At 40.0% G+C, this 25,068-nt stretch carries 20 protein-coding genes; all 20 read left to right on the top strand.

Annotated features, from left to right (window positions below; translation table 11 throughout):
• Positions 1 to 903: an ExeA family protein gene (locus AAEY68_RS04310; protein WP_350585564.1), complete on the top strand. Its 903-nt coding sequence runs from the start codon at positions 1 to 3 to the stop codon at positions 901 to 903.
• Complete coding sequence (locus tag AAEY68_RS04305; protein ID WP_024594460.1) at positions 900 to 2,042, top strand: tetratricopeptide repeat protein; 1,143 nt, start codon at positions 900 to 902, stop codon at positions 2,040 to 2,042. The genes AAEY68_RS04310 and AAEY68_RS04305 overlap by 4 nt, the downstream gene beginning before the upstream one ends.
• Positions 2,039 to 3,766, top strand: a complete 1,728-nt coding sequence (locus tag AAEY68_RS04300; RefSeq protein WP_024594461.1) for a GspE/PulE family protein — start codon at positions 2,039 to 2,041, stop codon at positions 3,764 to 3,766. The genes AAEY68_RS04305 and AAEY68_RS04300 overlap by 4 nt, the downstream gene beginning before the upstream one ends.
• On the top strand, positions 3,753 to 4,973 hold the full coding sequence (locus AAEY68_RS04295) for a type II secretion system F family protein (protein WP_010553774.1): 1,221 nt from the start codon (positions 3,753 to 3,755) through the stop codon (positions 4,971 to 4,973). The genes AAEY68_RS04300 and AAEY68_RS04295 overlap by 14 nt, the downstream gene beginning before the upstream one ends.
• A gap of 1 nt (position 4,974) precedes the next feature.
• Entirely contained in the window at positions 4,975 to 5,559 is a 585-nt protein-coding gene (locus AAEY68_RS04290) for a pilus assembly FimT family protein (protein ID WP_350585562.1), read from the top strand.
• Between the two features lie 22 nt (positions 5,560 to 5,581).
• On the top strand, positions 5,582 to 6,109 hold the full coding sequence (locus tag AAEY68_RS04285) for a prepilin-type N-terminal cleavage/methylation domain-containing protein (RefSeq protein WP_010553772.1): 528 nt from the start codon (positions 5,582 to 5,584) through the stop codon (positions 6,107 to 6,109).
• A gap of 10 nt (positions 6,110 to 6,119) precedes the next feature.
• Positions 6,120 to 6,611, top strand: coding sequence for a type II secretion system protein (locus tag AAEY68_RS04280; protein WP_024594463.1), 492 nt, complete (start codon positions 6,120 to 6,122; stop codon positions 6,609 to 6,611).
• Positions 6,598 to 7,149, top strand: coding sequence for a prepilin-type N-terminal cleavage/methylation domain-containing protein (locus tag AAEY68_RS04275; RefSeq protein WP_024594464.1), 552 nt, complete (start codon positions 6,598 to 6,600; stop codon positions 7,147 to 7,149). The genes AAEY68_RS04280 and AAEY68_RS04275 overlap by 14 nt, the downstream gene beginning before the upstream one ends.
• On the top strand, positions 7,149 to 7,988 hold the full coding sequence (locus tag AAEY68_RS04270; protein WP_024594465.1) for a PulJ/GspJ family protein: 840 nt from the start codon (positions 7,149 to 7,151) through the stop codon (positions 7,986 to 7,988). The genes AAEY68_RS04275 and AAEY68_RS04270 overlap by 1 nt, the downstream gene beginning before the upstream one ends.
• Positions 7,978 to 8,469, top strand: coding sequence for a hypothetical protein (locus AAEY68_RS04265; RefSeq protein WP_024594466.1), 492 nt, complete (start codon positions 7,978 to 7,980; stop codon positions 8,467 to 8,469). The genes AAEY68_RS04270 and AAEY68_RS04265 overlap by 11 nt, the downstream gene beginning before the upstream one ends.
• Positions 8,466 to 12,206, top strand: a complete 3,741-nt coding sequence (locus AAEY68_RS04260; protein ID WP_350585560.1) for a DUF6701 domain-containing protein — start codon at positions 8,466 to 8,468, stop codon at positions 12,204 to 12,206. Before AAEY68_RS04265 ends, AAEY68_RS04260 begins: the two co-directional genes overlap by 4 nt.
• A 121-nt stretch (positions 12,207 to 12,327) precedes the next feature.
• Positions 12,328 to 14,376 (top strand): SUMF1/EgtB/PvdO family nonheme iron enzyme, encoded by a 2,049-nt coding sequence (locus tag AAEY68_RS04255; protein ID WP_024594467.1) that lies wholly within the window; start codon positions 12,328 to 12,330, stop codon positions 14,374 to 14,376.
• 134 nt (positions 14,377 to 14,510) lie between these two features.
• Entirely contained in the window at positions 14,511 to 15,554 is a 1,044-nt protein-coding gene (locus AAEY68_RS04250) for a rod shape-determining protein (protein WP_350585559.1), read from the top strand.
• Complete coding sequence (gene mreC / locus AAEY68_RS04245; protein WP_010553767.1) at positions 15,554 to 16,396, top strand: rod shape-determining protein MreC; 843 nt, start codon at positions 15,554 to 15,556, stop codon at positions 16,394 to 16,396. Before AAEY68_RS04250 ends, mreC begins: the two co-directional genes overlap by 1 nt.
• Positions 16,389 to 16,868 carry a rod shape-determining protein MreD gene (gene mreD / locus AAEY68_RS04240; protein WP_007586341.1) on the top strand — a complete coding sequence of 160 codons (480 nt, stop codon included), beginning with the start codon at positions 16,389 to 16,391 and terminating at the stop codon, positions 16,866 to 16,868. Before mreC ends, mreD begins: the two co-directional genes overlap by 8 nt.
• The gene (locus AAEY68_RS04235; RefSeq protein ID WP_007586343.1) at positions 16,868 to 17,437 is read left to right on the top strand and encodes a Maf family protein; all 570 of its coding nucleotides are present in this window, start codon (positions 16,868 to 16,870) and stop codon (positions 17,435 to 17,437) included. The genes mreD and AAEY68_RS04235 overlap by 1 nt, the downstream gene beginning before the upstream one ends.
• 1 nt (position 17,438) lies before the next feature.
• A complete protein-coding gene (gene rng / locus AAEY68_RS04230; RefSeq protein ID WP_007586345.1) occupies positions 17,439 to 18,911 on the top strand; it encodes a ribonuclease G in 1,473 nt (490 codons plus the stop codon).
• Positions 18,911 to 22,768, top strand: a complete 3,858-nt coding sequence (locus tag AAEY68_RS04225) for a YhdP family protein (protein WP_024594469.1) — start codon at positions 18,911 to 18,913, stop codon at positions 22,766 to 22,768. Before rng ends, AAEY68_RS04225 begins: the two co-directional genes overlap by 1 nt.
• Positions 22,765 to 23,604: a carbon-nitrogen hydrolase family protein gene (locus tag AAEY68_RS04220; protein WP_165739309.1), complete on the top strand. Its 840-nt coding sequence runs from the start codon at positions 22,765 to 22,767 to the stop codon at positions 23,602 to 23,604. The genes AAEY68_RS04225 and AAEY68_RS04220 overlap by 4 nt, the downstream gene beginning before the upstream one ends.
• Positions 23,601 to 25,040, top strand: coding sequence for a metalloprotease TldD (gene tldD / locus AAEY68_RS04215; RefSeq protein WP_024594471.1), 1,440 nt, complete (start codon positions 23,601 to 23,603; stop codon positions 25,038 to 25,040). Before AAEY68_RS04220 ends, tldD begins: the two co-directional genes overlap by 4 nt.
• Positions 25,041 to 25,068: the final 28 nt, after the last annotated feature.

Raw genomic sequence — 25,068 nt, 5'->3', positions numbered from 1 at the left:
ATGTATTTAAGCTTTTTTAATTTAAGTGAAATGCCTTTCACGCTAACCCCTAACACACAATTTTTTTGTGCACTTGAACCGCACCACGAAGCGATGCAAGTGCTAACAACAGCCATTGAAATGGGTGAAGGGTTTATTAAAGTCACCGGTGAAGTTGGGACAGGTAAAACGTTGCTTTGTAGAAAGCTATTAAACCAACTTGAGCCAGATTACATTGTGGCTTATTTACCTAACTCTTATTTAAGCCCTGAAGAGCTTAGATGGGCGATTGCAATTGAACTGGGTATGGATGTAGATAAAGCATTGGACCAACAAGCACTAGGGCAACTTATAAATCATCACTTACTCGACTTACAAGAAGATAATGAGCGCGTAGTGCTTTTGATAGATGAGGCGCAATGCTTGAGTTGGGAGACACTAGAGGCGCTGAGATTATTTACAAACTTAGAAACAGAAAGCGAAAAGCTGATTCAAGTTGTGTTATTTGGGCAACCTGAACTTGATGAAAAACTGGCAAACAATAAAGTAAGGCAGCTGCGCCAACGTATTAGCTTTTCGTATAAATTACGGGCGATGACTGGCGCTGAGGTTGTTTATTATATTAATCATCGCTTACAAGTTGCAGGATTTAATAGACCTCCTTTATTTAATAATAGTATGGGGTTTAAGATTGCCAGAGCAAGCCGTGGAATTCCTAGATTAGTTAATATTTTATGCCACAAAGCACTATTACAAGCTTACGGTGAAGGGTTAAATACAATAACAAATCGCCATATTCAGCTTGCCATAAAAGATACCGAAGACTGCGCAAAATATCGAACCGGTCAATATTGGAGCTACAGCGCGTTAATGTTTAGTGTTTTAGCTATTGCTGCCATATGGGTATGGAGGCAGTGGTTATGAGCGTTATAAATAATATGCTTAAAAATATTGAGCAACGTGAAGCTAAACAAGTGAATATTCAAGAAGGTATAAGCGTAAAGCCAATATATGATGTAAAAAACATTGTATTTAAAGCCGCAATTTTACTTATTATGCTAAGTGTCATTTTTTTAGCATACCTGTATTTACCGACCGCCGACAAAAAAGAAACTCAACGTGAGTCTGTTTTACCACAGCAAAAAATGGTCGCGGTTTTGAGCTCTAATTTATCTGATTCTCAAGATGAAAAAAGCACTGTAGAGCCTTTAGTTGAGCAAGAAGTTGTGAAGAAGGCTGTGCAAGTTGAGCAAATAAAACCAGAAGTGAATGATTTAGCTGAATCCAAGTTGAGTGAAGCAACATCACTGGTTTCTCAACCAACGGCTGAGCCGGTTGTAATTGCCGAGGTTAAACAAAGCCCTGCACTAGCTAAAGATAATATGTTAGTGGCTAGCAAAGTTATTGTCAGCAAGCCAAAAACTACTTCAGTGACTAAAACTAAGCCACAAAATACTATGATCAAAAGCGCAGCAGAAACTAAGTCACCACAGGCTTTATTGGTCGAGCAATTAGCAGCAGCTAAACAGGCAATACAGTTTGGCTTATACAACGAAGCTATTAGTGATTTAAACATTATTTTAGCGCAATCGCCTTTACATGTTGAGGCCCGAAACTTACTGGCTGCAACTTACTTTAAACAACAAGATATAAATTCTGCGCAACAGGTTTTGCAATCAGGTATTCGCCAAAACCCTAACGTACTTGAATGGCGTGTAATGCTAAGCAAAATACTCATTATGCAACAACAGTATGAGGGAGTATTACTGCTTTTAAGTGATGAATTTGAATCCCAGGCGAATCTTGATTTTTGGGTGCTGCAAGGTACTGCTGCGCAAAGTGCGAGTAAGCACCATAAAGCACTTGAAAGCTTTAAACATCTTACACAGCTCCAGCCTAGTCAAGCCAAGTGGTGGCTGGCACTTGCAACTTCAAAAGATGCACTAGGAGAGTACCTCGATGCTAAACAGCTTTATAAGGTGGCTCTAGATTTAGGTGGGTTAAATACCGCTATGACCCAGCATGCATTACAGCGTTTAGTTGCACTAAAGGAGGCCGTATGAGACCTAGTTTAAAAATGCGCTTAGGCGATTTACTTGTCCACGAACACATGATCACCGAAGCGCAACTAAGTGAAGCATTAAACGTTCAAGCTGCAACGGGCCGTAAATTAGGTTCGACACTTATTACACTTGAGTTTATTAGTGAGCCACAGTTATTACGCTTTTTAGCGCAGCAATTACAGGTACCTTTTTTAGATATATCACAGCGAAAAATATCACACGATGTATCTAAGCTTTTATCTGAGGTATATGCGCGTCGTTACAGAGCACTAGTAATCGAAGATAATGGTGACTCTGTTTTGGTCGGGATGAGCGATCCTGCTGATTTAAGGGGGCTTGATCAACTTGCTACTATGCTTGCTCCTAAACGAATAGATTTAGCTGTTGTACAAGAAAGCCAAATCATGGCTGCGTTTGATAACGTATATCGTCGCACAGATGAAATTACCAACTTTGCAGCACAACTCCATGAAGAATATCAAGACGTAGAAGAGTTTGATTTAAACTCTTTAGGTGATGAGACATCTGATGCAACCGTTGTAAAGTTACTGCAATCAATATTTGAGGACGCTGTGCAAGTTCGCGCATCTGATATTCACATTGAGCCAGATGAAGGTTTGCTTCGCATTCGTCAACGTGTAGATGGAATATTACAAGAGCACACTCTTAACCAAGTAAAAATAGCATCGGCACTAGTGCTACGTTTAAAGCTTATGTCGGGATTAGATATATCTGAAAAACGCCTCCCTCAAGATGGCCGGTTTAATATAAAAGTGCGCAGCCATAGTATTGATGTGCGCCTATCTACCATGCCGGTTCAGCATGGTGAATCAGTTGTAATGCGTTTGCTTGATCAATCTGCAGGATTACTATCGTTAGATGAAACGGGTATGCCGGCACACATATTAAAACGTGTGCGCAGCATTATAAAGCGTCCACATGGCATGGTTTTAGTTACTGGGCCAACAGGCTCGGGTAAAACAACCACACTTTATGGTGCATTAAGTGAGTTAAACCAACAAGAAAGTAAAATTATTACAGTAGAGGATCCCGTTGAGTATCGTATTGGCCGTATTAACCAGGTACAAATAAATAATAAAATAGGGCTAAGTTTTGCCAGTATTTTACGGACCGCTCTAAGGCAAGATCCTGACATCATAATGGTTGGCGAAATGCGTGACCAAGAAACCGTAGATATTGGATTAAGGGCCGCTTTAACAGGCCACCTAGTACTATCAACGTTACATACCAATGATGCAATTACCAGCGCTATGCGCTTAATCGACATGGGTGCACCAGCTTACTTAGTGGCAAGCTCACTGCGAGCGATTATTGCTCAGCGATTAGTAAGGCGAGTATGTAATGACTGTAGAGTACCGTACTTGCCAGATCGCCAAGAAATAAGTTGGTTAAAATATTTAGGCGAAGAGATTACAGATGCTCAATTTTCTAAAGGGCAAGGTTGCACAGCATGTAATCACACTGGTTATAAAGGACGTGTAGGTATTTTTGAGTTGCTCGAAATGGATGATGCAATGATGGATGCCTTACGCGCTAACGACACACAAGGTTTTGCGAAAGCCGCTAAAAATAGCGCAAACTTTTCGCCACTCTCAGCAATGGCATTAAATTACGCCAAGAAAGGTATTACCTCTTTAGATGAAGTATTTAAAGTGGCTGAATATATCCCTGAAATAGTAGGGGATATTGATGCAACTATATAGCTATAAAGCGAAAGACAGCAAAGGTGTTTTGGTAAAAGGCCAATTAGAAGCGAGTAACCAAGCTGGCGTAGCTGATAGTTTAATGAAGCGTCAATTTATACCAATATCAATTTCTTTAGTTGAAACAAAAAATAATATTAAAATTTTTGATAATTTATTTGTCGAAAAAATAACGCTAGACGACATGATTATGTTTTCTAGGCAAATGTATTCGCTACTAAAAGCGGGTATTCCAATTATACGAGCAATGATTGGATTGGCAGATACAACACAAAATAAAGAATTTAAAAATGTATTGATGGAAGTTACCAGGCAACTTGAGCAAGGCCGGGACTTATCCAGTGCAATGGCAATTCATAACGAGGTATTTAGCCGCTTAACCGTGTCAATGGTAATGGTTGGTGAAGGTTCTGGCCGATTAGAAGATGCATTTTATCAACTCGCTATTTACTTTGAAAAAGAACAGGAAACTCGCAAACGAATAAAAGCAGCTATGCGCTACCCTACTTTTGTTATTTTGGCTCTTGTAGCAGCTATGGTTATTTTAAATATTTTTGTAATTCCTACCTTTGCTAGCATGTTTGCCAAATTCGATGCCGAATTGCCGTTAATGACTCAAATATTAATTGGTACTAGCAGCTTTTTTGTTAATTACTGGTGGTTATTGTTGGTAATGGGTATTGGAGCGGTATTTGCGTGGAAGCGTTATTTAAATACAGATGCCGGGCGCTTCAAGTGGGATCAATATAAATTAAAAATTCCATTTATTGGCGATATTTTAAAACGCACATTGCTTGCGCGCTACAGCCAAAGTCTAGCTATGGTATTGCGCTCTGGCGTACCTATGACCACGGGGTTATCGCTAACAGCGCATGCCGTAGATAATAGCTATATGGAAAAAGCGATTATTACTATGCGCCAAGATATAGAAAAAGGCGATAGCTTACTTAGAGCCTCAAAAAGTTCTGAGCTGTTTTCTCAGCTTGTATTACAGATGGTCGCTGTAGGTGAAGAAACCGGTCGGGTTGATGAGTTACTTCAAGAAGCAGCTGATTATTATGAGCGTGAAGTTGATTATGACTTACGAAGCTTAACTGCAAAAATAGAACCTATTTTAACTGTGTTTGTTGCCATTATGGTGCTGATTTTAGCATTGGGTATTTTTATGCCTATGTGGAACATGATGTCGGCAATTAAAGGGAATTAAGGTGAACACAACCACAGCTTACTCAAAAGGTTTCTCATTATTTGAGTTAGTTATTGTTGTTATTTTACTGGCAGTAATTTTGAGCTTTGCTATACCTCAATATATAGGTATTAAAAATCAAGCGCATAATGCAAGCGCAGATGCTATTGCGGGTAGTTTTTCATCGGCTGTTGGCATGGTTAGAGGTCAATGGGAGTTAGAAGGGAGACCAAATAGTAAGTCAAATAAAACATTTGTTAATTATGGAGGAGTAATAGTTGGTGTTGATGGATCGCTAGGTACACCAACGGGTGATGGAACAGAAAAAAAAGATACTCGCGCAGAGTCTATAAATGCTCATAAATGCCGCCAAGTATTAAATGTAATTTTACAAGATGCACCAAGCAGTACCTTAAGTAGTGAAATATCGATAATAAAAAGTGTAAGTTTTTTAGTTAGGTACAATGCAGAAAGTACGCAATGCGTCTATTATTTAACTCATACCATTGATATTAAAAGTATACCAACCAATACGGGTGAAATATCAGGTTTAACAGGTTTTTCATACTTTGCTAAAACAGGCAAAGTAAAAATATTTAAAAATTAAGTAATTAAAAAGAGGCTTATTTATGAAAACGCAATCGTTAAAAAGTTTACCAATGAATAAACAAGCAGGTTTTACACTTGTTGAATTGATCATCGTAATTGTTATTTTAGGCATTTTAGCCGTTACTGCAGCCCCTCGTTTTTTAAACTTGCAAGGTGATGCGAATGCTTCAACACTTGAAGGCTTACAAGGGTCGATTCGCAGTGGTATGAATATTGTAAATGGTAAGTCTATTATTGCTAGTGATCACAAAAAGGCAACGGCTACAGTTACTGTAGATACTGGTGTACCAGTACCTACTGTTTATGGTTACCCAGCAGCAACACTTGCTGCATTTGAAGCATTTTTAGATGTTAGCTTTGCTCCATCTACAGCACCAGACACAGATGACTTTAATATTGATGCGACAACAACAGGAACAGTTATTATATACCCTAATAGTTACATTGCTGATGATGAGTGCAGAATTGAATACATACAAGCAACTGCAACTACAGGGCCTGTTGTAGTAACGGCTCCTACAATTAATATTTTTACTGATGAATGTTAATTAATATTAAATGATAAGCAGTAGTAAGCAACGATTGCGTGGCTTCACACTCATTGAGTTAATTATTACTCTAGTGATATTGGGAATACTGTCGGTAACGGCAGTTCCCAAATTTCTGGGCAGCTCAACAGAAGATGCATACTCATATCGAGACCGTACTTTAAATGCACTGAGAACAGTGCAGTTACGTGCAATGCAAAATACAGCGACAACAAGTTGCCATACTCTTTATATAACCTCCACACTTATTGCTCCCCCCACACCTGATACATGTATCGGTGGCGCTGATACCAACAACACCGATCATTTAGTGGTACAAATAAACACGCAAAGAAGTGATATAACATTTAGCGCTTTAGATAGTAACGCGAATATATTTACCCAAATTAGTTTTGATCCTCTAGGTAAATCAAATCAAACCTGTACTACGCAGTGTCGAATAGACGTTGGATTAGCTGGCGTATGCATAAGTGGTGAAGGGCTTATATATGCGTGCCCTTAAAATAAAAGGTTTTACTTTAATTGAGCTTATTATTGGCATAGTCATGTTTGCTATTGCATTAAGCATTATTACCGCTTTAATTGCCCCACAAGCCAAAAAAAGTGCAGAGCCAATTATTGCTTTAAGAGCCTCTGAATTTGGTCAATCATTAATGAACGAAATTCAAAGTAAATCGTTTGATGAGCACAGCGATAGAAGCGCACCTTTTAGACGTTGCGGCGAAACAACCTTAGGTGCAGAGCCTTGTACCGCAGAGGGTGATTTAGGCGTCGATAACTTAGGGGCAGGCCTAGAAACCCGAACCAGTTATAACGATGTAGATGACTATATTGCATTGTCTAACCAGCCTATTACTAATAGCTTAGGTGAGGTGTTAAGCCAATACAGTGACTTTAACTTAGTTGTTACTGTTGAGTACGATAGCGATTTTAACGAATTGACCATCAACGATGGCACAACCTTTAAGCGTATTACTATTGAAGTAACATCACCCTTAGGCGAAGTTTATGGATTTAGTGCATATAAAGGGAATTACTAATGCAAAGAGCTAAATACCAAAATGCATTTACCCTTATAGAGCTATTACTTGTCATGGTTATTATTGGTGTTTTAGCCGTAAGTGCATTTTCGTTTATTGGTGCTGGCGTCAGTATTTATTCGCAAGGGGTTGAACGTCAAGAAGCAGTAGCCCAGGCTCGCTTTTTAATAACGCGACTTAGTAAAGAGCTTCGCCACGCTACGCCAAACTCTTTAAGGCTCTCTTGCGATAACAGTACTAGCGGAGCGTGTAGTGCGCAGCAGTGCTTAGAATTCACGCCGTTTTTATCAGCGACTCACTATACAAATTACCTACCTACCGTAGCGCCTTTTAATGTTAGCGCTGTTGATTTTGAACTTAATAACTTAACGCAGCCGCAAGCTGGAGATTGGGCAACGATATACCCATTAAGCAGTGCTGATATATACAATGAGAATAATAGTAAGCGCTTGCAAGTATCAGCATTTAATAGTTCAGCGAGCGAAATTGATGAGTGGCAATTTAGCAAAGCATTTGCCCAAGAGTCGCCGAGTAAACGCCTTTATTTACTTTCAGAACCTGTAAGTTTTTGCGTTGAAGGGCAATATTTATATAGATATACCAATTACGGTTTTACTGTTAATCAATTAGATGCCGTGAGCTTACAAATAAGCAGTGGTGTTAAACGTGATTTATTAGGTATTTACATTGCCAATAATTTAGCGATCGATTTATTTTTTACACTTGATGCGCTCTCCCTACAAAGAAACGCTGTGCTTAATGTGAATGCGCAAATGCAATTTAACAATACTGAAGTAATGAGGTTTAACCATGAGGTACATATTCCTAATGTACCTTAAAAAAAATCCTCACGGAAAAGCCTTACCCAGTAAACAAAAAGGGAACTTACTAATTGTTTCTTTGGTAATTATTGTTGCTTTATTAGCACTAGGATTAGCATTAGTTAAAGTGCTTTCTGGTGCATCTCAACAAAATACAATTGAGTACTATGGGGCTCGCGCTTTTATGGCAGCACAAAGCGGCCTAGAAAGTGGTTTAACGCAACTATTTCCAATAAATAGCTCAGTTCAAAGCTGTACATCAGTTACTACTGATTTAACCTTCCAAGCTGCATATTTAGCTAACTGTAAAGTAGTGGTGAGTTGCGATGAATATATAGACTTACCTGATAGCAGTACAACCAACGGGCTTGTGAATATATATTACTTACAAAGCAGTGCAACGTGCGCCGCAATTGATTGCCCTGCAGGGAGTAGCTGCAGAAAAGATTATTGGCAAACACAAAGAACGCTCAGTGTGGAGGCTAAAACTTTACCATGATGAAAAATGCATTGGTCATTATATTTTTTAGCTGCGTGTTACTTTGTAATTACGCAAATGCAGTGCCTCCAAAAATCGAAGGCCGTTATATAGAACTGCAAGATACATATACATCGCCTGTTTGGACAAAAGTTAATTTTCAACAGCAATATATAACGCCTCCTGCTGTTTTTATGCTCTCAACAAACCAAGGCGGAAACCCTGCAATAATAAGAATACGTAATATAACCACAACTAGCTTTGAGGCCTTACCGCTTGAACCTTCAGGAGAGGATGGCGGGCATATTAGTATGGGAGCGCACTATTTAGCTATTGAGTATGGTGTGCATCAATTTCCAGACGGCACAATTATGGAAGTAGGTAATACTGATCTATTACTCGAATTACAGTATGGCTCTAAGTCTGGCTTTGCTCCACTAACACCTAAAGGCTATAAGCCTTTAGCATTTGCTGAACCGTTTACTCAAAGGCCAAACTTTTTCCATTCGTTACAAACACTCAATAGCATAGACAGCAATCCACCAACGCAAGCATTAATACCATTTTTAACAGTTGCAGTAGAAAGTAATTCTCTATCTGCCAGCGGCGTTAATATTGCTTTAGAAGCATCTGAAACAGCACTTGGGCTTATAAAAACCGAAACTGTTGCCTATATGGCCGTAGAGCCTGGAAGTAATCGCACATTTTCTGACGATAATGGCGTTGAGGTATCGTGGGAAACTTTTTTCACAGGCTTTGAAATTGACGGCTGGAGCAATGGCTGTAATTACTTTAGTTTTACTAATAATTTTAGTGTGGCTCCGTTAGTTGTAGCAAGTAAAAACTCACGCCAAGAAGATGATGGCGGGTGGCTACGCAGCTGTAACCTAAGGACCGACAGGTTAGGGCTTGTTGTTGACGAAGATCGTGATGGCGATAACGAGCGCCGTCACGTAAACGAGGAAGCATCAATACTCGCCATGACCAGTACCTTTGTATTTAATGGTGATATTTTAGATTGTGATACGTTATTCCCGGGCGCTATTTCTACTTATAACAATGGTGAAGTGCAGCTAGTGCAGGGAGTAGAAATAACCGATGGTAATGCGCAGTTTGTCACCACCACAAGTTTAATTTCTACAGCGCTGACAAGCCCTCCTTTGTGTAATGGTCAGGCGTGTGTTGCTGGTGGTTATAATTCTTTAGAACCGAATCAAGCGGCGCAGGTGCCAACGGTTACAAATGATGGTAGCTCAACAGGACCCGTACCTACTTCTTTAGCTGGCGACTATTATTACGATGAGTTGCAGTTAAGTATGCTGGAAACAGAGTACAGAGTAACAGCGCCTACACGTATTTTTTTAAAAGACACAACCTCACTTCTATCAACTTCATTTTTGAATATAGGTAAAACAAATATAGTAGTAGAAACTGGCGCGTACTTGGCTATTTATGTGGATGGTGCGGTTGCTATTGCAGCCGATGCAAATATTGCGGGCTATATTGTTGCAACTGGAGAGGTAAGAATCGCTCAAAATGTAACGTATCAGGGATCAATTACATCGGCTACTCAAATTATTACCGAAGGGAGCTCAACGTTTGACGCTCTACCAGTACCCGAAAGTATCCCTGGTTTTTGTGGTATTTATACACCAGAAACACTGGATCATTATCGTTTAACAATAAGCGATAACAAAGGTCTAACGTGTGAAGCTAAAGAAATGACACTAACAGCCTGCGCTAATGATGCCTGCGATTTATTATTTGCGGAACCCTCTAGTTTAAACCTTTCTCCAGATAATAGTGGTCAGCAAAGTTGGGTTACGGGGGAGAATATTAATTTTACAGGATCAGCGGTTGTCGAATTTGCTAAACGCACCACAGGCAGTGTTACATTTGGATATAACACTGCTGACCCTTCTGCACCTCTTCGTTGTTATATCGGTGGTAATAATGTTGGTTTGAGTGGCTGTAAAGTTACGTTTTCTGATGCTGGATTTATTTTTAATAATGATACAGATGGAAATACTACAATTCCTACTCAGTTATCAGCAAAGCCTTCAAATACTGGATTTAATGCAAAAGCGCTATCTATTCAAGCGGTAAAAACAAATACCACTACGGGCGTATGCGAAGCTGCATTTCCCGCTGGTGGCGATGTAAGCTTAGATTTATCGTATACATGCAGTGCTGGTGCAAGTTGCTCCGATACGGTTTCACTTAGTAATAACAATAATACCTTTGCGATAGAGCAAGCCTCTAAATCATTCATACTTAACTTTGATAGTGAGTCTAAAGCCCCGATTGTTATAAATTACCCCGATGCAGGAAAGTTGAGTTTAAATGTAAATACCAATTTAATTTTAGACCCACTAACTAATTTATCAGTAAATTTAACGGGTAGTTCAAATGAATATGTCGTAAAACCATTTGGATTAGCCATGGAGGTAGCAAGTGATGGTTATGCAGCAGATGCCAATGGGAGCTTATTTAGATTAACGGGCGAAGCATTTGATTTAAAAATGAATGCGGTGCAGTGGCAAACAGGGCAAGACACTAACAACGATGGTTTCCCAGACAACTACAGCAATATTACAAATAACACCATTGCCAAGCATTTTATTACAGAGCAACCACTTGTAGAGGCATTACTTAAAGCGCCTACGCCAGGCATTCAAGGTACGCTTGAAGCTATGAGTACTGTTGCCTTTAATGACACAGGTAGTTTGAGTGAATCTATATCGCAATATAATTACGACCAAGTTGGCATCATTGATTTAACAGCAGGCCTTCAAGATGCCGATTATTTTGGTGCGGGAGATGTAAAAGGTGAGCTATATAACGTTGGTCGTTTTGCACCTTCGCAGTTTCAGGTAGTGGGGGTTCAAGCTGCCGCGCAATGCACGCAATACGGCAGTAATTTAACTTACCTTGATCAACCTTTTGAACTTGGCTTTACAGTACAAGCACAAAATCAAAATGGTGAGCTAATGGCTAATTATAAAGAGGGCTTTAATAAATCGAGTGTAGGCGTTAATGCCGAAAATAATGAAGTAGGTAACTATGTACCTGCAACTAATTTTACTAGCCGCTTAGTAAACCTAGGAAATAACAACTGGGGAGATATAAGTGACGGCCAATGGCAAATGAGCCAACCCAACACGACACTTAAAAGATTAGGTGTAGGGCAAGCAGATGGACCGTTCGCTATGGTGAGTTTAATGGCAATGCTTTCTAACATAGAAGGGGCAACACTTATTGATGCAAATGATAAACCTAATACACAAACAGCATGCTCGGGTGGTTGTAATAGCGTACGGCTAAATGCATTACCAATAGAGTTTAGATTTGGACGTTTAGTCCTTGGCAATAACGCAGGCTCTGATCTCGACCCTTTACTTATTCCTATGCAGGCTCAGTATTACAACGGCAGTGGATTTGTAAATAACGCTGAAGATAACTGTAGTGTATTTGATCATACCCAAATCACTCAAATATCACCTAGCAGCCCACAATTAACCTATAAATATGGGACTGGTGTATCTGGCCAGCTAGAAGCGGGAGTGTATCCGGCAGATAACGGTATTTATGCACAGCCAAATGGTTTGGGTGAATTTACCTTAGAATATAATACTTATGATTGGTTAAAGTGGGATTGGCAGGGCGATGGAACACAGCTTGATCCTCGTACTATTTTACAATTTGGACGCTTTAGAGGAAATGATCGGGTTATTTACTGGCGTGAAACACGCGAATAGTTGTAAACTAATATAATAATTGAACAAAGCTTGTGTTTTGTGCTGCAAGTACATAGCATAAGGCTTTAATTATAAAAAATAATAACGACCAAATAATTGCCGCTTTTTGGGACTGGAATATATGCGAATTACTCCTTTATCTCTGTTAATTTCAGCTAGTTTGTTAGCTAGTAGTGCATTTGCACAAGACACAGCTACAGTGACTGGAATTGACTCAGAGATTAGTGTTAAACAGACAGAATACGATAACTCGACAAGAATACTTGAAAAACATCTTAAAGAAGAAAGTCAGTTACAAAATCAATTAGAGCTACTTCGTTCTCGTTCTACAGAGCTAGATAAAGAAAAAAACCAAGCGCTCGATGCGATGAACGAAATGTACCGTCGTTTAATTGACGATCCCACTATTAATATTAGTGCGGCTCAATCACGCTATCAAAAAGCGGTGATTGATCATAAGCAAAATAAAGATGACATTTCTATGCAGTTGGCGGCAATTGCATCCCACCGTAAAGATATAGAACAAATTCGTGTTGCTAAGCATACGCTTTTAAATACATTAGAAAGTTTAAAAGAGCAGTTAACCACAGCCCGCGTAGAGCGTTTACGTAACGAGTTTACACGTGAAGGTACGCTAGAGGTTAACCACACTATTAACTGTAAGCGAACAGAAACGCTAGCAGCATGTGAGCAACGCGGTCAGCAAATGGGTCTACAAAAAGCAACTAAACGCTTCGTTGATCAAATTTTTGCAAATCTAACAGAAGAGCGCATTGTTGAGCCAAAACGTAATTTGGCGGGCGCTCAAGTACAAATATTAAGTAGCCATGTAGTTAACAGTGCATTTAGCGGCCAAGGTAATTACAACGTTAACTTAAGTGTAACTATGCGCGGCGAAGTTAATAGCAGCCGTTTATGTAGCTTATTAAGCATAGATAACCGCTATTGTTCTGAGTACGGCACGCCACTTACGGCTGCTTATCAACCAGCGTATAACAATACATTTACTGATAGTCAGTTAACATTCAGTAATAGCGCGGATAATAGCAACACGGTGTCGGTTTCTCGTTTAAATGAGCAGCCAGTACGTGATTATTCAGTTAAACCTGCATCGGTGAAAAAAGATTACCCTTCTATCCTTAATAAGAAGAAGGATCAATCAGTAGAGCTAACATTACGATCAAACGTATACGACGATGAAGTGTTTATCGATGGTGTAAGCTTTGGCTCAACACGCTTGATTACACGTTTACCGCCGGGCATTCATAACATTGAAATACGTAAACTTGGTTATAAACCTTATCAAGCACGTGTTGATTTGAATAAAGCGCAAACAATTAATGCAAATTTAGTAAAAAAGCCTAAGTCGATTGCTGCACCGACCTATACTCGAGAGCAACCAGAAGTAACAATACGCCAGGTTAGTGAAAACGTTAATGTATTAAATGCAAACGTTGAAACGCCGGTTGTCGTTATTCCTGCAGGCAAATTCAAAATGGGCGATATTAACGGCAATGGTTTAGCTAATGAACGTCCAGTAATTGAAAAAGTAATAGCAAATTCTTTCGCTATGCAAAGTAAAGAAGTAACCGTGGGTGCCTACGAAAAGTTTGTAGCAAATACAGGTTATAAAACTCAAGCGGAAAAAAATAAAGGGTGTGCGTATTATTTAAATGGCGAACCAGTATGGGAAGCAAATTTAAATTGGCGTAATCCTGGTTTTGAGCAAGGCAGTGACTTTCCTGCTGTATGTTTAACTTATAACGATGCAAAAGCTTACGCTGAGTGGTTATCTGGTCAAACAGGACAGCAATTTCGTTTACCTAACGAAGTTGAGTGGGAATACGCAGCACGCGCAGGAACTGAAACAGAATACCCTTGGGGTAACGAAATTGGTAAAAACCTAGCTAACTGTGGTTGGTGTGGTAGTGAATGGTCAAACAGACGTGCATCACCAGTAGGTTCTTTTTCTCCAAATGCATTTGGATTATACGATACCGTAGGCAATGTATGGGAATGGACCGATAAAGAATCAGGTGAGTCTGATGTAGCAGTAAGAGGCGGAGCGTGGAACTTTGCACCAAGCCTTGCTCGTGCATCTACGCGTTTAATTTTAGCGCCTGATTTTAGATCTAACTACATTGGTTTTCGCTTAGTTCGCGAACGATAAAACTCAATTAAGGAAGCTTTGCTTCCTTTTTTCACAAATTCACAAAGGCGCTGCGCTTTATATTGCTCATATAGTTGAGCATGTTAAAGTGAGGCAGCTAATATAAGAACGTATTTCAAAGGTCATCCAGCCTCATGTTTAAAAAACTCCGTGGTATTTTTTCTAACGATCTATCGATCGACTTGGGTACAGCCAATACCCTAATTTATGTAAAAGACGAAGGCATTGTATTAAATGAACCTTCTGTTGTTGCTATCCGCCAAGAGCGTGCTGGTGGACCTAAAAGTGTTGCATCTGTAGGTACAGAAGCAAAGCTTATGTTAGGTCGTACACCGGGTAATATAAAAGCGATTCGTCCAATGAAAGACGGTGTTATTGCTGACTTTTTTGTAACAGAAAAAATGTTACAACACTTCATTAAACAAGTGCATAACAATAACTTTATGCGTCCAAGTCCGCGTGTACTAATTTGTGTACCGTGTGGTGCTACTCAAGTAGAAAAACGTGCAATACGTGAATCTGCAATGGGTGCAGGTGCTCGTGAAGTTTACTTAATTGAAGAACCAATGGCAGCAGCTATTGGCGCAGGCTTACCAGTATCAGAAGCAACAGGTTCTATGGTTGTTGATATTGGTGGTGGTACAACTGAAGTTGCTATTATTTCACTTAACGGCGTTGTTTACTCATCATCTGTTCGTATTGGTGCTGATAAGTTTGACGAAGCTATCATTAATTATGTACGCCGTAACTTTGGTAGCTTAATTGGTGAAGCGACAGCTGAAAATATTAAGCATCAAATTGGCTCTGCGTTTAAAACTGATGAGCCAATCGAAATTGAAGTGCGCGGTCGTAACCTTGCTGAAGGTGTTCCGCGTTCATTCACACTTAACTCACACGAAATCCTAGAAGCTCTACAAGAGCCATTAATGGGTATTGTGAGTGCAGTAATGGTTGCGCTTGAGCAATCACCACCAGAGCTGGCATCAGATATTTCTGCACACGGTATGGTACTTACTGGCGGTGGCGCATTGTTAAAAGATTTAGACCGTTTATTAATGGAAGAAACGGGTATTCCGGTTGTTGTTGCTGATGATCCACTTACATGTGTTGCACGTGGTGGTGGTAAAGCACTTGAAATGATCGATGTTCATGGTGGTGACGTTTTTAGTTACGACTAATGAAATTAATGTTTGGACGCACAGTCTCTTTGCAACTGCGACTTTTTGTCGCAGTGCTTTTGAGTATCGTACTCATTGTTGGAGACAGATATACGCAAGGTGGTACCGTTGTTCGTACCAGCCTCAATACCTTAGTTAGCCCACTAATTTATGTTGCTAATTTACCCTACGAATTATTTAGCTTAAGTGCTAAAAGCCTGCATACGCGGGAGCAACTTCTTACTGAAAACGAAGCGCTGAAAAAAAAGCAAATGCTACAAAGCGAGCAACTTCAGCAGTATCAATTTCTAGCCAGAGAAAACCAAAAACTACGCGCCTTATTAGGCTCATCTGCAAAGCAATCAAATCGTAAAATTATTGCTCAAGTACTTTCTGTGCATTCAAACCCGTATAGCCATCAAGTTGTTATAAATCGTGGTACCACCGATGGACTTAGTGAAAGCCAAGCCGTCATTGATGAGATGGGTGTAGTAGGGCAATTAACTAAAGTAGGGTCAACTACGTCACGCGTATTACTCATGACCGACACTACGCATGCCACACCTGTGCGTATACTGCGTAACGATGTACGAACGGTTGTTGAGGGCATAGGTAAAATTAACGTCGTTAAGCTCTCTCACGTTCCGCACAGCTTAGATGTGCGAATTGGCGATGTACTTGTTACATCAGGATTAGGTGGCACATTCCCAGAGGGATACCCGGTGGCTGTAGTAACCGAAATAAATCGTGATGAAGGCCGCCCGTTTGCACAAGTTTTTGCAGAACCTATTGCGCAATTAGATCGCATTCGTTTGCTGGTTATTTTATGGCGTAATCAACAGGAGCAAATCAGCGATGATTAACCGTTATTCATTGTTAATTGCGCTAAGCATCTTTTTTGCGTTAATAATGGCATTAATGCCGCTCCCTTTTTCGTTTGAACCATTTAGACCTGACTGGGTTTTACTTGTACTTATGTATTGGTCGTTGGCAGTACCGCATCGTTTAAATATTGGTACTGCTTGGGTTGTTGGTTTATTAATAGATTTAGCATCTGGCTCACCGCTAGGTGTGAACTCGCTTACATTTTCAATATGTATATTTGTAACTGCGAGCAACTTTCAAAAAATTCGTAACTTTTCGCTTTGGCAACAAAGCTTATTAATTGGTTTGTTTTTAACGCTGTATCATTTAATGCAGTTTTGGCTAAATCACTTTTTGTTAGGGGTTTACTTTAATCCACAGTATTTATGGCCAGTAGCAACCGGAATGGTTAGTTGGTTTTGGGTGTTTTTACTACTTCGTAAATATCGCAGACATTTTAGGATCAGGTAATGACTACCGCAGTATATTTGGCATCAGCCTCTCCCCGTCGTAAAGAGTTATTAAGCCAATTAGGTGTCGAATTTACACAATTTAGTGTTGATGCAGATGAAAGTCCACTTCCAAACGAGCAACCTAGAGCACTTGTTGAGCGTTTAGCTCGCTTGAAAGCCCAAAGCGGTGTAGAGCTTGGATATACCGATCGCCCTGTACTTGGTAGTGATACCGTGGTTGTTATCGATAATGAATCACTGGGTAAACCTCGTGATAAAAACGATTTTATACACACATTAAAACGTTTATCAGGTAACACACATCAAGTACTTACCGCAGTTGCATTTGCGACGCAAAATGATGTGCTTAGCTGTGTTGTAAGCACAGATGTCACCTTTAAAACTTTAACTGATGAAGAAATAAATACCTACTGGGATTCTAATGAGCCACAAGATAAAGCCGGTGGCTACGGTATCCAAGGCTTAGGTGGTCGCTTTGTAACTCACATTGCGGGTAGCTATTTTTCTGTTGTAGGCTTACCTTTATATGAAACCGAACAATTATTAAAAACATTCTTAAGAAGGTAACATGAGTACAGAATTACTGATCAATGTCACACCGAGCGAAAGCCGTGTTGCCCTAATAGAAAACGGTGTACTGCAAGAAATACAGCTAGAGCGAATTGGTAATCTAGGTATTGTAGGCAATATTTACCTAGGAAAAATAAGCCGTGTACTTCCGGGTATGCAGGCTGCTTTTGTTGATATCGGCCTTGAAAAAGCGGCATTTTTGCATGCATCCGATATTGTAAATAGTGCCTCTATTGTTGAAGGCGTAGATGACGTACCAATAAAAAAAGTACAAGATATTAGAGAGTTAGTTCGTCAAGGCCAATACATTATGGTGCAAGTGGTAAAAGATCCGCTAGGCACTAAAGGCGCAAGACTCACCACTGATATAACTATTCCTTCTCGCTATTTAGTGTTTATGCCAGATGCGACCCATGTAGGGGTTAGTCAGCGTATTGAAACTGAAGAAGAGCGTTCACGCCTTAAAAAAATAGTCGCAGAATATGGCGATGAAAATGGCAGCTTTATTGTGCGTACAGCAGCCGAAGGCGCTAGCGAAGCAGAATTACGACACGATGCCGGTTTTTTAAGAAAACTGTGGGAAAAAATTACAGCTCGTCGCAAAAAAACCAGTAAGGCCAGCATCCTTCACGAAGATTTAACGCTTGCCTTTAGAACCTTACGTGATTACGTAGGCGAAGATATGGAGCGCATTCGCGTTGACTCTAAACTTACTCATGAAGAGCTAAAGTTATTTACTGAAGAGTTTGTTCCACAACTGTCTCAAGTACTCGAATATTATCCAGGTGAGCGACCTATATTTGATTTGTTTGACGTTGAAAACGAAATTCAAAAAGCACTACATCGTAAAGTCACACTAAAATCTGGTGGTTATATAATTATTGACCAAACAGAAGCAATGACGACTGTTGATGTTAATACTGGTGCATTTGTAGGACATCGTAATTTAGAAGAAACAATTTTTAATACCAACGTAGAAGCAACCTCTGCAATTGCTCGCCAGCTTAGGCTGCGTAATTTAGGCGGTATTATCATTATCGACTTTATCGATATGGTAAGTGAGGATCATAAGCGCCGAGTATTACATTCACTTGAATCAGCACTTGCAAAAGATCGCACTAAAACAAATATCAATGGGCTTTCAGCACTTGGGCTTGTTGAAATGACGCGTAAACGTACACGCGAAAGCTTAGAGCATATTTTATGTGATGTATGTCCTGCGTGTTCTGGTCGTGGTTCACAAAAAACAGTTGAAACGGTTTGCTACGAAATACTACGTGAAATAGTGCGTGTTAACCGAGCATACGCTGCCGATAAGTTTATGGTGTACGCAGCGCCTGCTGTGAGCGAAGCCTTACTAAACGACGAGTACCATAACCTTGCCGAGCTTGAACTATTTATTGGTAAGCAAGTCAATATTCAAACAGAGAGCTTATACAGCCAAGAACAGTTTGATGTGGTAATGATGTAATGAAAGCAAAAGCGGTCTGTTTTTTTTGTTTTAGAAAGTTATGGCAGACCTGCGCCATAATTTTGGTATTACTGGCCGTTATTGTTTCAATTTTAAAATATACCCTCCCGTATGCAAACGAATACAAAGGTAATATAGAAAGCTATTTACACGAAAAGTTTGAAATAAGCTTATCTATTGGTGAAATATCAGCAAGTTGGCAGGGCAGTGGTCCTGCATTAGTACTAGAGAATTTATCGTTTAAAGATAACGAAACTGCACCAATATCACTCACCATTGCTAAAACCAGCTTAGAGCTAAACTTATGGGAAAGCTTAAAAGCGCTACAACTTAGATCTAATTATTTTGTTATTAATGGTTTTCATACCAGTGTAAATATTACCAACTTATTTAAAACCGGTGACAACGACGAAGTCTCTTTTGAGCAAAAAGAGCTAATTGAAGAGCTGTTTTTGGGTAAAACGGGTCATTTTGCAATAGAAAATTCCAGTATTAACTTTGTTCTAGAAGACGGTAAAGAACGTAAATTACTCCTCAAAAATATTGTTTGGCAAAATGAAGATGAGCAGCATCTTGGTAGTGGGAGCTTAGCACTGCCGGGTATTTCGGTCGGTGATTTTGATGCGCGCATAGCACTTACTGGCGATACCCTAGAGCAAGTTGCGGGCGACATTTATGTGCAGGCTAACAAAGTCGATGTATCTAACTGGTTAGCGCAATATATAAATACGCAAAAGCAACAACTGCATAGCGATATTAATTTACAAGCGTGGCTAAAACTAGATAAAGGTTTTGTAAGCGATATAAAAATGCAGTGGCTACCAAGCTTTGTGCGTTGGCAGCGAGAAGAGCAAAGCCAACAAGTTAGCTTGAGTGAAGGTGGATTCCATCTATATCCCGAGCAAAATAGCTGGCACTTAAAAAGCACCGGTTTAACATTTAATAGTAACGATAAAGCATGGCCAAGTTTAGAGTTTGAAGCTCAACTAGGGCCAAAAAATGAAGTGTGGCTCCATCAAGTTGATTTTGAATTACTGAGTAACCTAGCAGGGCTAAGTAATTTTAATGCACTTGAACCATTTTTAGAGCGCCAACCTAGCGGGCAAATAGATCAAGCTTATTTAAATTTCTCTAATGCACAGCAATGGCAATTATGGTTTGAGGCTGACAATATTGGTTGGCAAGAATTAAGGTCGGTACCTGCAGCACAAGGACTTAGAGTAAATGGTTTACTTAATCAAAGTAGTGGTCGAATAAATTTATTTGGTGAAAATGGCACATTAGTTACAGGTGAAAGCTTTAGCAACGACATAAATTATAATCAGCTAAATGTAGAGCTAGATTTAGCTAAGCGAGATGATGGCTGGCATATAAGTAGTGACAATATATGGTTTGATAATGATGAAGTTACTCTTGCTGCAGAATTACAAATTAGTCTAACAGATGATCCTCGATTAGATCTTTATGCTGAAGCGTTCGCCCCAGATGCCAAAATTGCAGGTCATTACTTCCCATTAAAAGCGATGAGCCCTGAGCTCGTTAGCTATTTAAATGGCGCAATTAAAGGCGGAGAAATATCTAAAGCACAAGTCTTATTTGCAGGACCTTTATCTGGTTTTCCATTCACCGATGGCAGTGGCCAGTTTGGTGTATTAGCGCAAATAGACAACGCAACCTATGAGTTTGATCCTGATTGGCCTATGGTCACCAATGCCGACGTACAGCTACATTTTGATAATGAGCGTATGGACATATATAGCCAGCAAGGTAAGTTGGTTAATTTAGATATTGGTAATAGTGTACAGGTAAGCATTGCAGATTTAATGCATGCTGATGAACTTATTGTGCAAATTGATAAAAAAGCACAAATGGAAAAGTTACATGACTTTTTTGTAGCGACACCTATTGCCAAACCTCTTGCTGAAATTTTTAAAGTTGTGCAGGGCAAAGGCGAAGCCGATGCCAGTATTGAGCTTTTAGTAGGCTCAAAGTTTAAAGGCGGGGCCAGTGTTAGCGGCAAGGTTAATTTAAATGACTTGCCAGTATTTATAGCAACGCCAGGAATTGAGTTTAAAAATCTAACTGGCGAGCTTAATTTTAAAAACGACAATATCACACTTAAAAATGCGACTGCGAAATGGTTGGGCATGCCGCTAACTATTAATTACAGCAGTAAAAGTGATGCAAAAAATTACCAAGCAAACATAGATATAAACGCCAAAATTGACGCCGATACACTAATAGATAGTGGACAAGGTATATTAAAAAATTATTTAAGCGGGCAAAGTGATGTTGATATTGGCTTAGTACTTAATTTTGAAGAACAAGGTTTTAATTACCGCGCCCAAGTTACTTCGGAGCTACTTGGTTTAACAAGTAATCTACCTGCACCTTATAATAAAAATAGTGAACAAGTGTGGGCGCTTGATGCAATAGTACAAGGTGATGACATTTCTAATCTCATTACAGCAAACGCTAATCAACAGTTTTACTTTAATGCTATTTTAGAAAATGGTAAATCACAGTTTAGCAATGTCCATTTTGTGCTCGGAAAACAAGATTTAGGATTAAACCAAAAAGATTTAAGCGTAAATATAAATCTAGAACAGAGTGAATTAGTGCCTTGGTTTGATCTGATTGATCAAATAATTAAAGCTGGTAAAGCAAACCCAGATCAAGAATCAAAAGGGATTATGCCACCGCTTAATGAGGTGGTCGCAAATATAGGTTTACTTGATGCGAGTAACATCATTTTTAATGATTTTGAAATGCGTTTAGCACCATCAAAAGACGATCTATATCTAAAGCTAAATGCTAAAGAACTTAGAGCTGGGGTTTTTATTCCTACATCACAGCCTAGCCAGCCCATACGAATTGATGCCGATTACTTAAGGCTTAATTTTGCACCGCACAATGAGCAAGCACTTGAAATAACAGATGTACTTCCTGAGAAAGACTTGAGCTGGCTTACTAAAATACCTGCTATTGAGTTTGAATGTAGTGATTGCAAAATTGACCGCTACCAACTTGATAAAGTGAGTGCGTCATTATTAGGAGATGGAGAGCGTTTATCAATATCAGAACTTGTAGTCGATAAAGGCGATCATGTACTACGCACTAAAGGGCAGTGGCAAAATGGATTAACAACGCTAAGTGGCGAGCTTAAAAGTGATGACATAGGCGCACTGTTTGGTGAGTTTGATATAACCTCCGCCATTAAAGATTCAAAAGCCGATCTAAATTATGATCTTACTTGGCAAGCAGCACCTTATGATTTTGATGTGAAAAGTTTAAGTGGCGAGATAGCTTGGGATTTAGGAGAAGGTCACTTAACTGAAGTTAGCGATGGCGGGGCACGCGTATTTTCGTTACTGAGCCTTGATTCATTAGTACGCAAGCTGAAACTTGATTTTAGAGATGTATTTTCAAAGGGCTTTTTTTATAACAGCATGCAAGGCACTATGCAGTTAGAAAACGGTATTGCTTACACTAAAGATACCAAAATGGACGGCGTACCTGCCGATTTAACCATTAAAGGTTATGCAAATTTAAACACGCTTGATATAGATTATGACCTTGCTGTTGCGCCGCAGGTAACCTCGAGTATTCCGGTTATAGTTGCATGGATGGTAAACCCAGTAACAGGGCTTGCTGCCTTAGCAATTGATAAAGTTATTCATTCTGCGCGCGTCATCTCAGAGATCAACTTTAAAGTAACGGGTAAAATGAACGATCCTATTGTTCAAGAACTCGACAGAAAAAGTCGTGAAGTTACGCTTCCTCAAGCTGCGCAAAATCAGCCACAAGCATCAGTCGATTTAAAACTTAAAGATGCACAAGTAACAGTAACGCAATGAACAAAACTGAAATACTAAGCACTCCCACAATAGTTGCCCTGCAAATGTGTTCAGGGCTAAACCCTGATGACAACATAGCAAGCTTAAAGCGTGCACTTAAAACACTCCCCGCAACAAGACCATTACTTGTTTGTTTGCCTGAGGCTTTTTTAGTGTTTAGTAAAAGTGGTAACGATACGTTACGTGTTGCTAAGCAAGTTGAGCGATACAAACTACAACTTAGTGAATTGTGCCAACACCATAATATTTGGTTAAATGCAGGGACAATGCCTGAGCCATTTAACGAACATAAATATTATGCAGCATCGCACTTATATAATAATCAAGGCGAGCTGGTTGCAACGTATAACAAAATACATTTATTTGATGTAAACGTAGATGACAAAACCGGTAGCTACCGAGAGTCAGATTTTACCCAAGCAGGTAGCGATGTGGTTGTTGTTGATTCTCCCTTTGGTAAAATAGGCTTAACAGTATGTTATGATCTGCGCTTTAGTGGCTTATTCAACGAACTAGTACGCCAAGGCGCCGATATTATTTTAGTACCAAGTGCATTTACAGTCGTCACAGGACAAGCGCATTGGCAGCCATTATTAGCAGCTCGCGCAATAGAAACACAATGTTATGTAGTTGCAGCAGCTCAGTACGGTACACATGAAAATGGCCGACAAACATATGGCCACAGTATTATTATTTCGCCTTGGGGAAGTATCCTGAGTGAATTGCCAACAGGCACCGGTTTTATAAGCTGCAACGCAGATTTAGACCAGTTACAAAAAATTAGACGAGATATGCCCGTGCAGTCTCATCAACGATTTAGAGAGCATTTATTATGAATTCGGTTGAACAGCATTTACTACACGACAGCCAGCTAAATAGAGAAGAGCTCGAAAAAACGCTCGCTTACATACATCAGCATAAAGTGGATTACGCCGATTTATATTTTCAATCTAGCCACCACGAATCATGGGTGCTTGAAGACGGCTTAGTTAAAGAAGGCTCTTATAACGTTGAACGTGGCGTTGGTGTACGTGCTGTAAGCGGCGAAAAAACAGGTTTTTCTTACTCTGATGCAATAAATCTTGAAGCACTTAATAAAGCGGCTACAGCGGCTCGTAGTATTGCAGATGCCGGCGAAGATAGAGCGATTAAAGTATTTAGTGATGTTAAAGCTAAAGAGCAGTTTGCACCGCACCAGCCAATTTCGAGTATGAGCGATACCGACAAGGTGAGCTTATTACGCGAACTTGAAAACTATATTCGTGAGCTAGCACCCGATGCAGAGCAAGTAATTAGTTCAATGTCAGCGGTATACGAAGAAGTATTAATCGCAGCAAGTGATGGTACGTTTGCCACCGATATTCGCCCGCTTATTCGTTTAAACTGCTCAGTACTGCTTGAAAAAAATGGTCGCCGTGAACGCGGTGGAGCAGGTGGTGGTGCACGTTTAGATTATGGTTACTTTAAAGAAATTGTTGACGGTAAACCGCGTTGGATGGAGTTTGCCGAAGAAGCAGTACGCCAAGCTAAAGTAAATCTTGAGGCTATTGATGCACCTGCAGGCACGATGGAAGTTGTACTTGGTAATGGTTGGCCTGGCGTGCTTTTACACGAAGCGGTAGGGCACGGACTTGAAGGCGACTTTAATCGCAAAGGCGCGTCTGCGTTTAGTGGTAAAGTGGGCCAAAAAGTAGCATCTGAGCTGTGTACAGTTGTTGATGATGGCACCATGGCCGATCGCCGTGGCTCACTTAATGTAGATGACGAGGGCACACCAGCCGCTTACAACGTACTCATCGAAAACGGTATTTTAAAAGGCTATATGCAAGATAAGCTAAACGCGCGTTTAATGGGTGTAAGCCCTACCGGTAACGCTCGTCGTGAGTCGTATGCACATTTACCAATGCCTCGCATGACTAACACCTACATGTTAGGTGGTGAGCACAGCCAAGCCGATATTATAAGCTCAGTTAAAAAAGGGGTATTCGCGCCTAACTTTGGCGGCGGACAAGTTGATATAACGTCTGGTAAGTTCGTATTTAGCGCATCAGAAGCGTATTTAATCGAAAATGGTAAAATTACCCAACCAATTAAAGGCGCAACGCTTATTGGTAACGGCCCAGAAGTAATGCAGCAAATATCTATGGTTGGTAACGACTTAGCGCTTGATAAAGGTGTTGGTGTTTGTGGTAAAGATGGTCAAAGCGTACCCGTAGGCGTAGGCCAACCAAGCTTAAAAATAGATCAGTTAACAGTGGGCGGTACAGCATAAACAATATGAGCGCGAAGTAAGTTCGCGC

Source organism: Pseudoalteromonas sp. RB2-MNA-CIBAN-0110, from assembly GCF_040309305.1.
GTDB classification, from domain to species: Bacteria; Pseudomonadota; Gammaproteobacteria; order Enterobacterales; family Alteromonadaceae; genus Pseudoalteromonas; species Pseudoalteromonas arctica.
Note: the sequence above shows the minus strand (reverse complement) of the source record. Positions and strands in the feature narration are given on the sequence as shown.

Coding starts and splice junctions, on each gene's coding strand:
- AAEY68_RS04310 (WP_350585564.1), top strand. CDS start 1: ATGTATTTAAGCTTTTTTAATTTAAGTGAAATGCCTTTCACGCTAACC.
- AAEY68_RS04305 (WP_024594460.1), top strand. CDS start 900: ATGAGCGTTATAAATAATATGCTTAAAAATATTGAGCAACGTGAAGCT.
- AAEY68_RS04300 (WP_024594461.1), top strand. CDS start 2,039: ATGAGACCTAGTTTAAAAATGCGCTTAGGCGATTTACTTGTCCACGAA.
- AAEY68_RS04295 (WP_010553774.1), top strand. CDS start 3,753: ATGCAACTATATAGCTATAAAGCGAAAGACAGCAAAGGTGTTTTGGTA.
- AAEY68_RS04285 (WP_010553772.1), top strand. CDS start 5,582: ATGAAAACGCAATCGTTAAAAAGTTTACCAATGAATAAACAAGCAGGT.
- AAEY68_RS04280 (WP_024594463.1), top strand. CDS start 6,120: ATGATAAGCAGTAGTAAGCAACGATTGCGTGGCTTCACACTCATTGAG.
- AAEY68_RS04275 (WP_024594464.1), top strand. CDS start 6,598: ATGCGTGCCCTTAAAATAAAAGGTTTTACTTTAATTGAGCTTATTATT.
- AAEY68_RS04270 (WP_024594465.1), top strand. CDS start 7,149: ATGCAAAGAGCTAAATACCAAAATGCATTTACCCTTATAGAGCTATTA.
- AAEY68_RS04265 (WP_024594466.1), top strand. CDS start 7,978: ATGTACCTTAAAAAAAATCCTCACGGAAAAGCCTTACCCAGTAAACAA.
- AAEY68_RS04260 (WP_350585560.1), top strand. CDS start 8,466: ATGATGAAAAATGCATTGGTCATTATATTTTTTAGCTGCGTGTTACTT.
- AAEY68_RS04255 (WP_024594467.1), top strand. CDS start 12,328: ATGCGAATTACTCCTTTATCTCTGTTAATTTCAGCTAGTTTGTTAGCT.
- AAEY68_RS04250 (WP_350585559.1), top strand. CDS start 14,511: ATGTTTAAAAAACTCCGTGGTATTTTTTCTAACGATCTATCGATCGAC.
- mreC (WP_010553767.1), top strand. CDS start 15,554: ATGAAATTAATGTTTGGACGCACAGTCTCTTTGCAACTGCGACTTTTT.
- mreD (WP_007586341.1), top strand. CDS start 16,389: ATGATTAACCGTTATTCATTGTTAATTGCGCTAAGCATCTTTTTTGCG.
- AAEY68_RS04235 (WP_007586343.1), top strand. CDS start 16,868: ATGACTACCGCAGTATATTTGGCATCAGCCTCTCCCCGTCGTAAAGAG.
- rng (WP_007586345.1), top strand. CDS start 17,439: ATGAGTACAGAATTACTGATCAATGTCACACCGAGCGAAAGCCGTGTT.
- AAEY68_RS04225 (WP_024594469.1), top strand. CDS start 18,911: ATGAAAGCAAAAGCGGTCTGTTTTTTTTGTTTTAGAAAGTTATGGCAG.
- AAEY68_RS04220 (WP_165739309.1), top strand. CDS start 22,765: ATGAACAAAACTGAAATACTAAGCACTCCCACAATAGTTGCCCTGCAA.
- tldD (WP_024594471.1), top strand. CDS start 23,601: ATGAATTCGGTTGAACAGCATTTACTACACGACAGCCAGCTAAATAGA.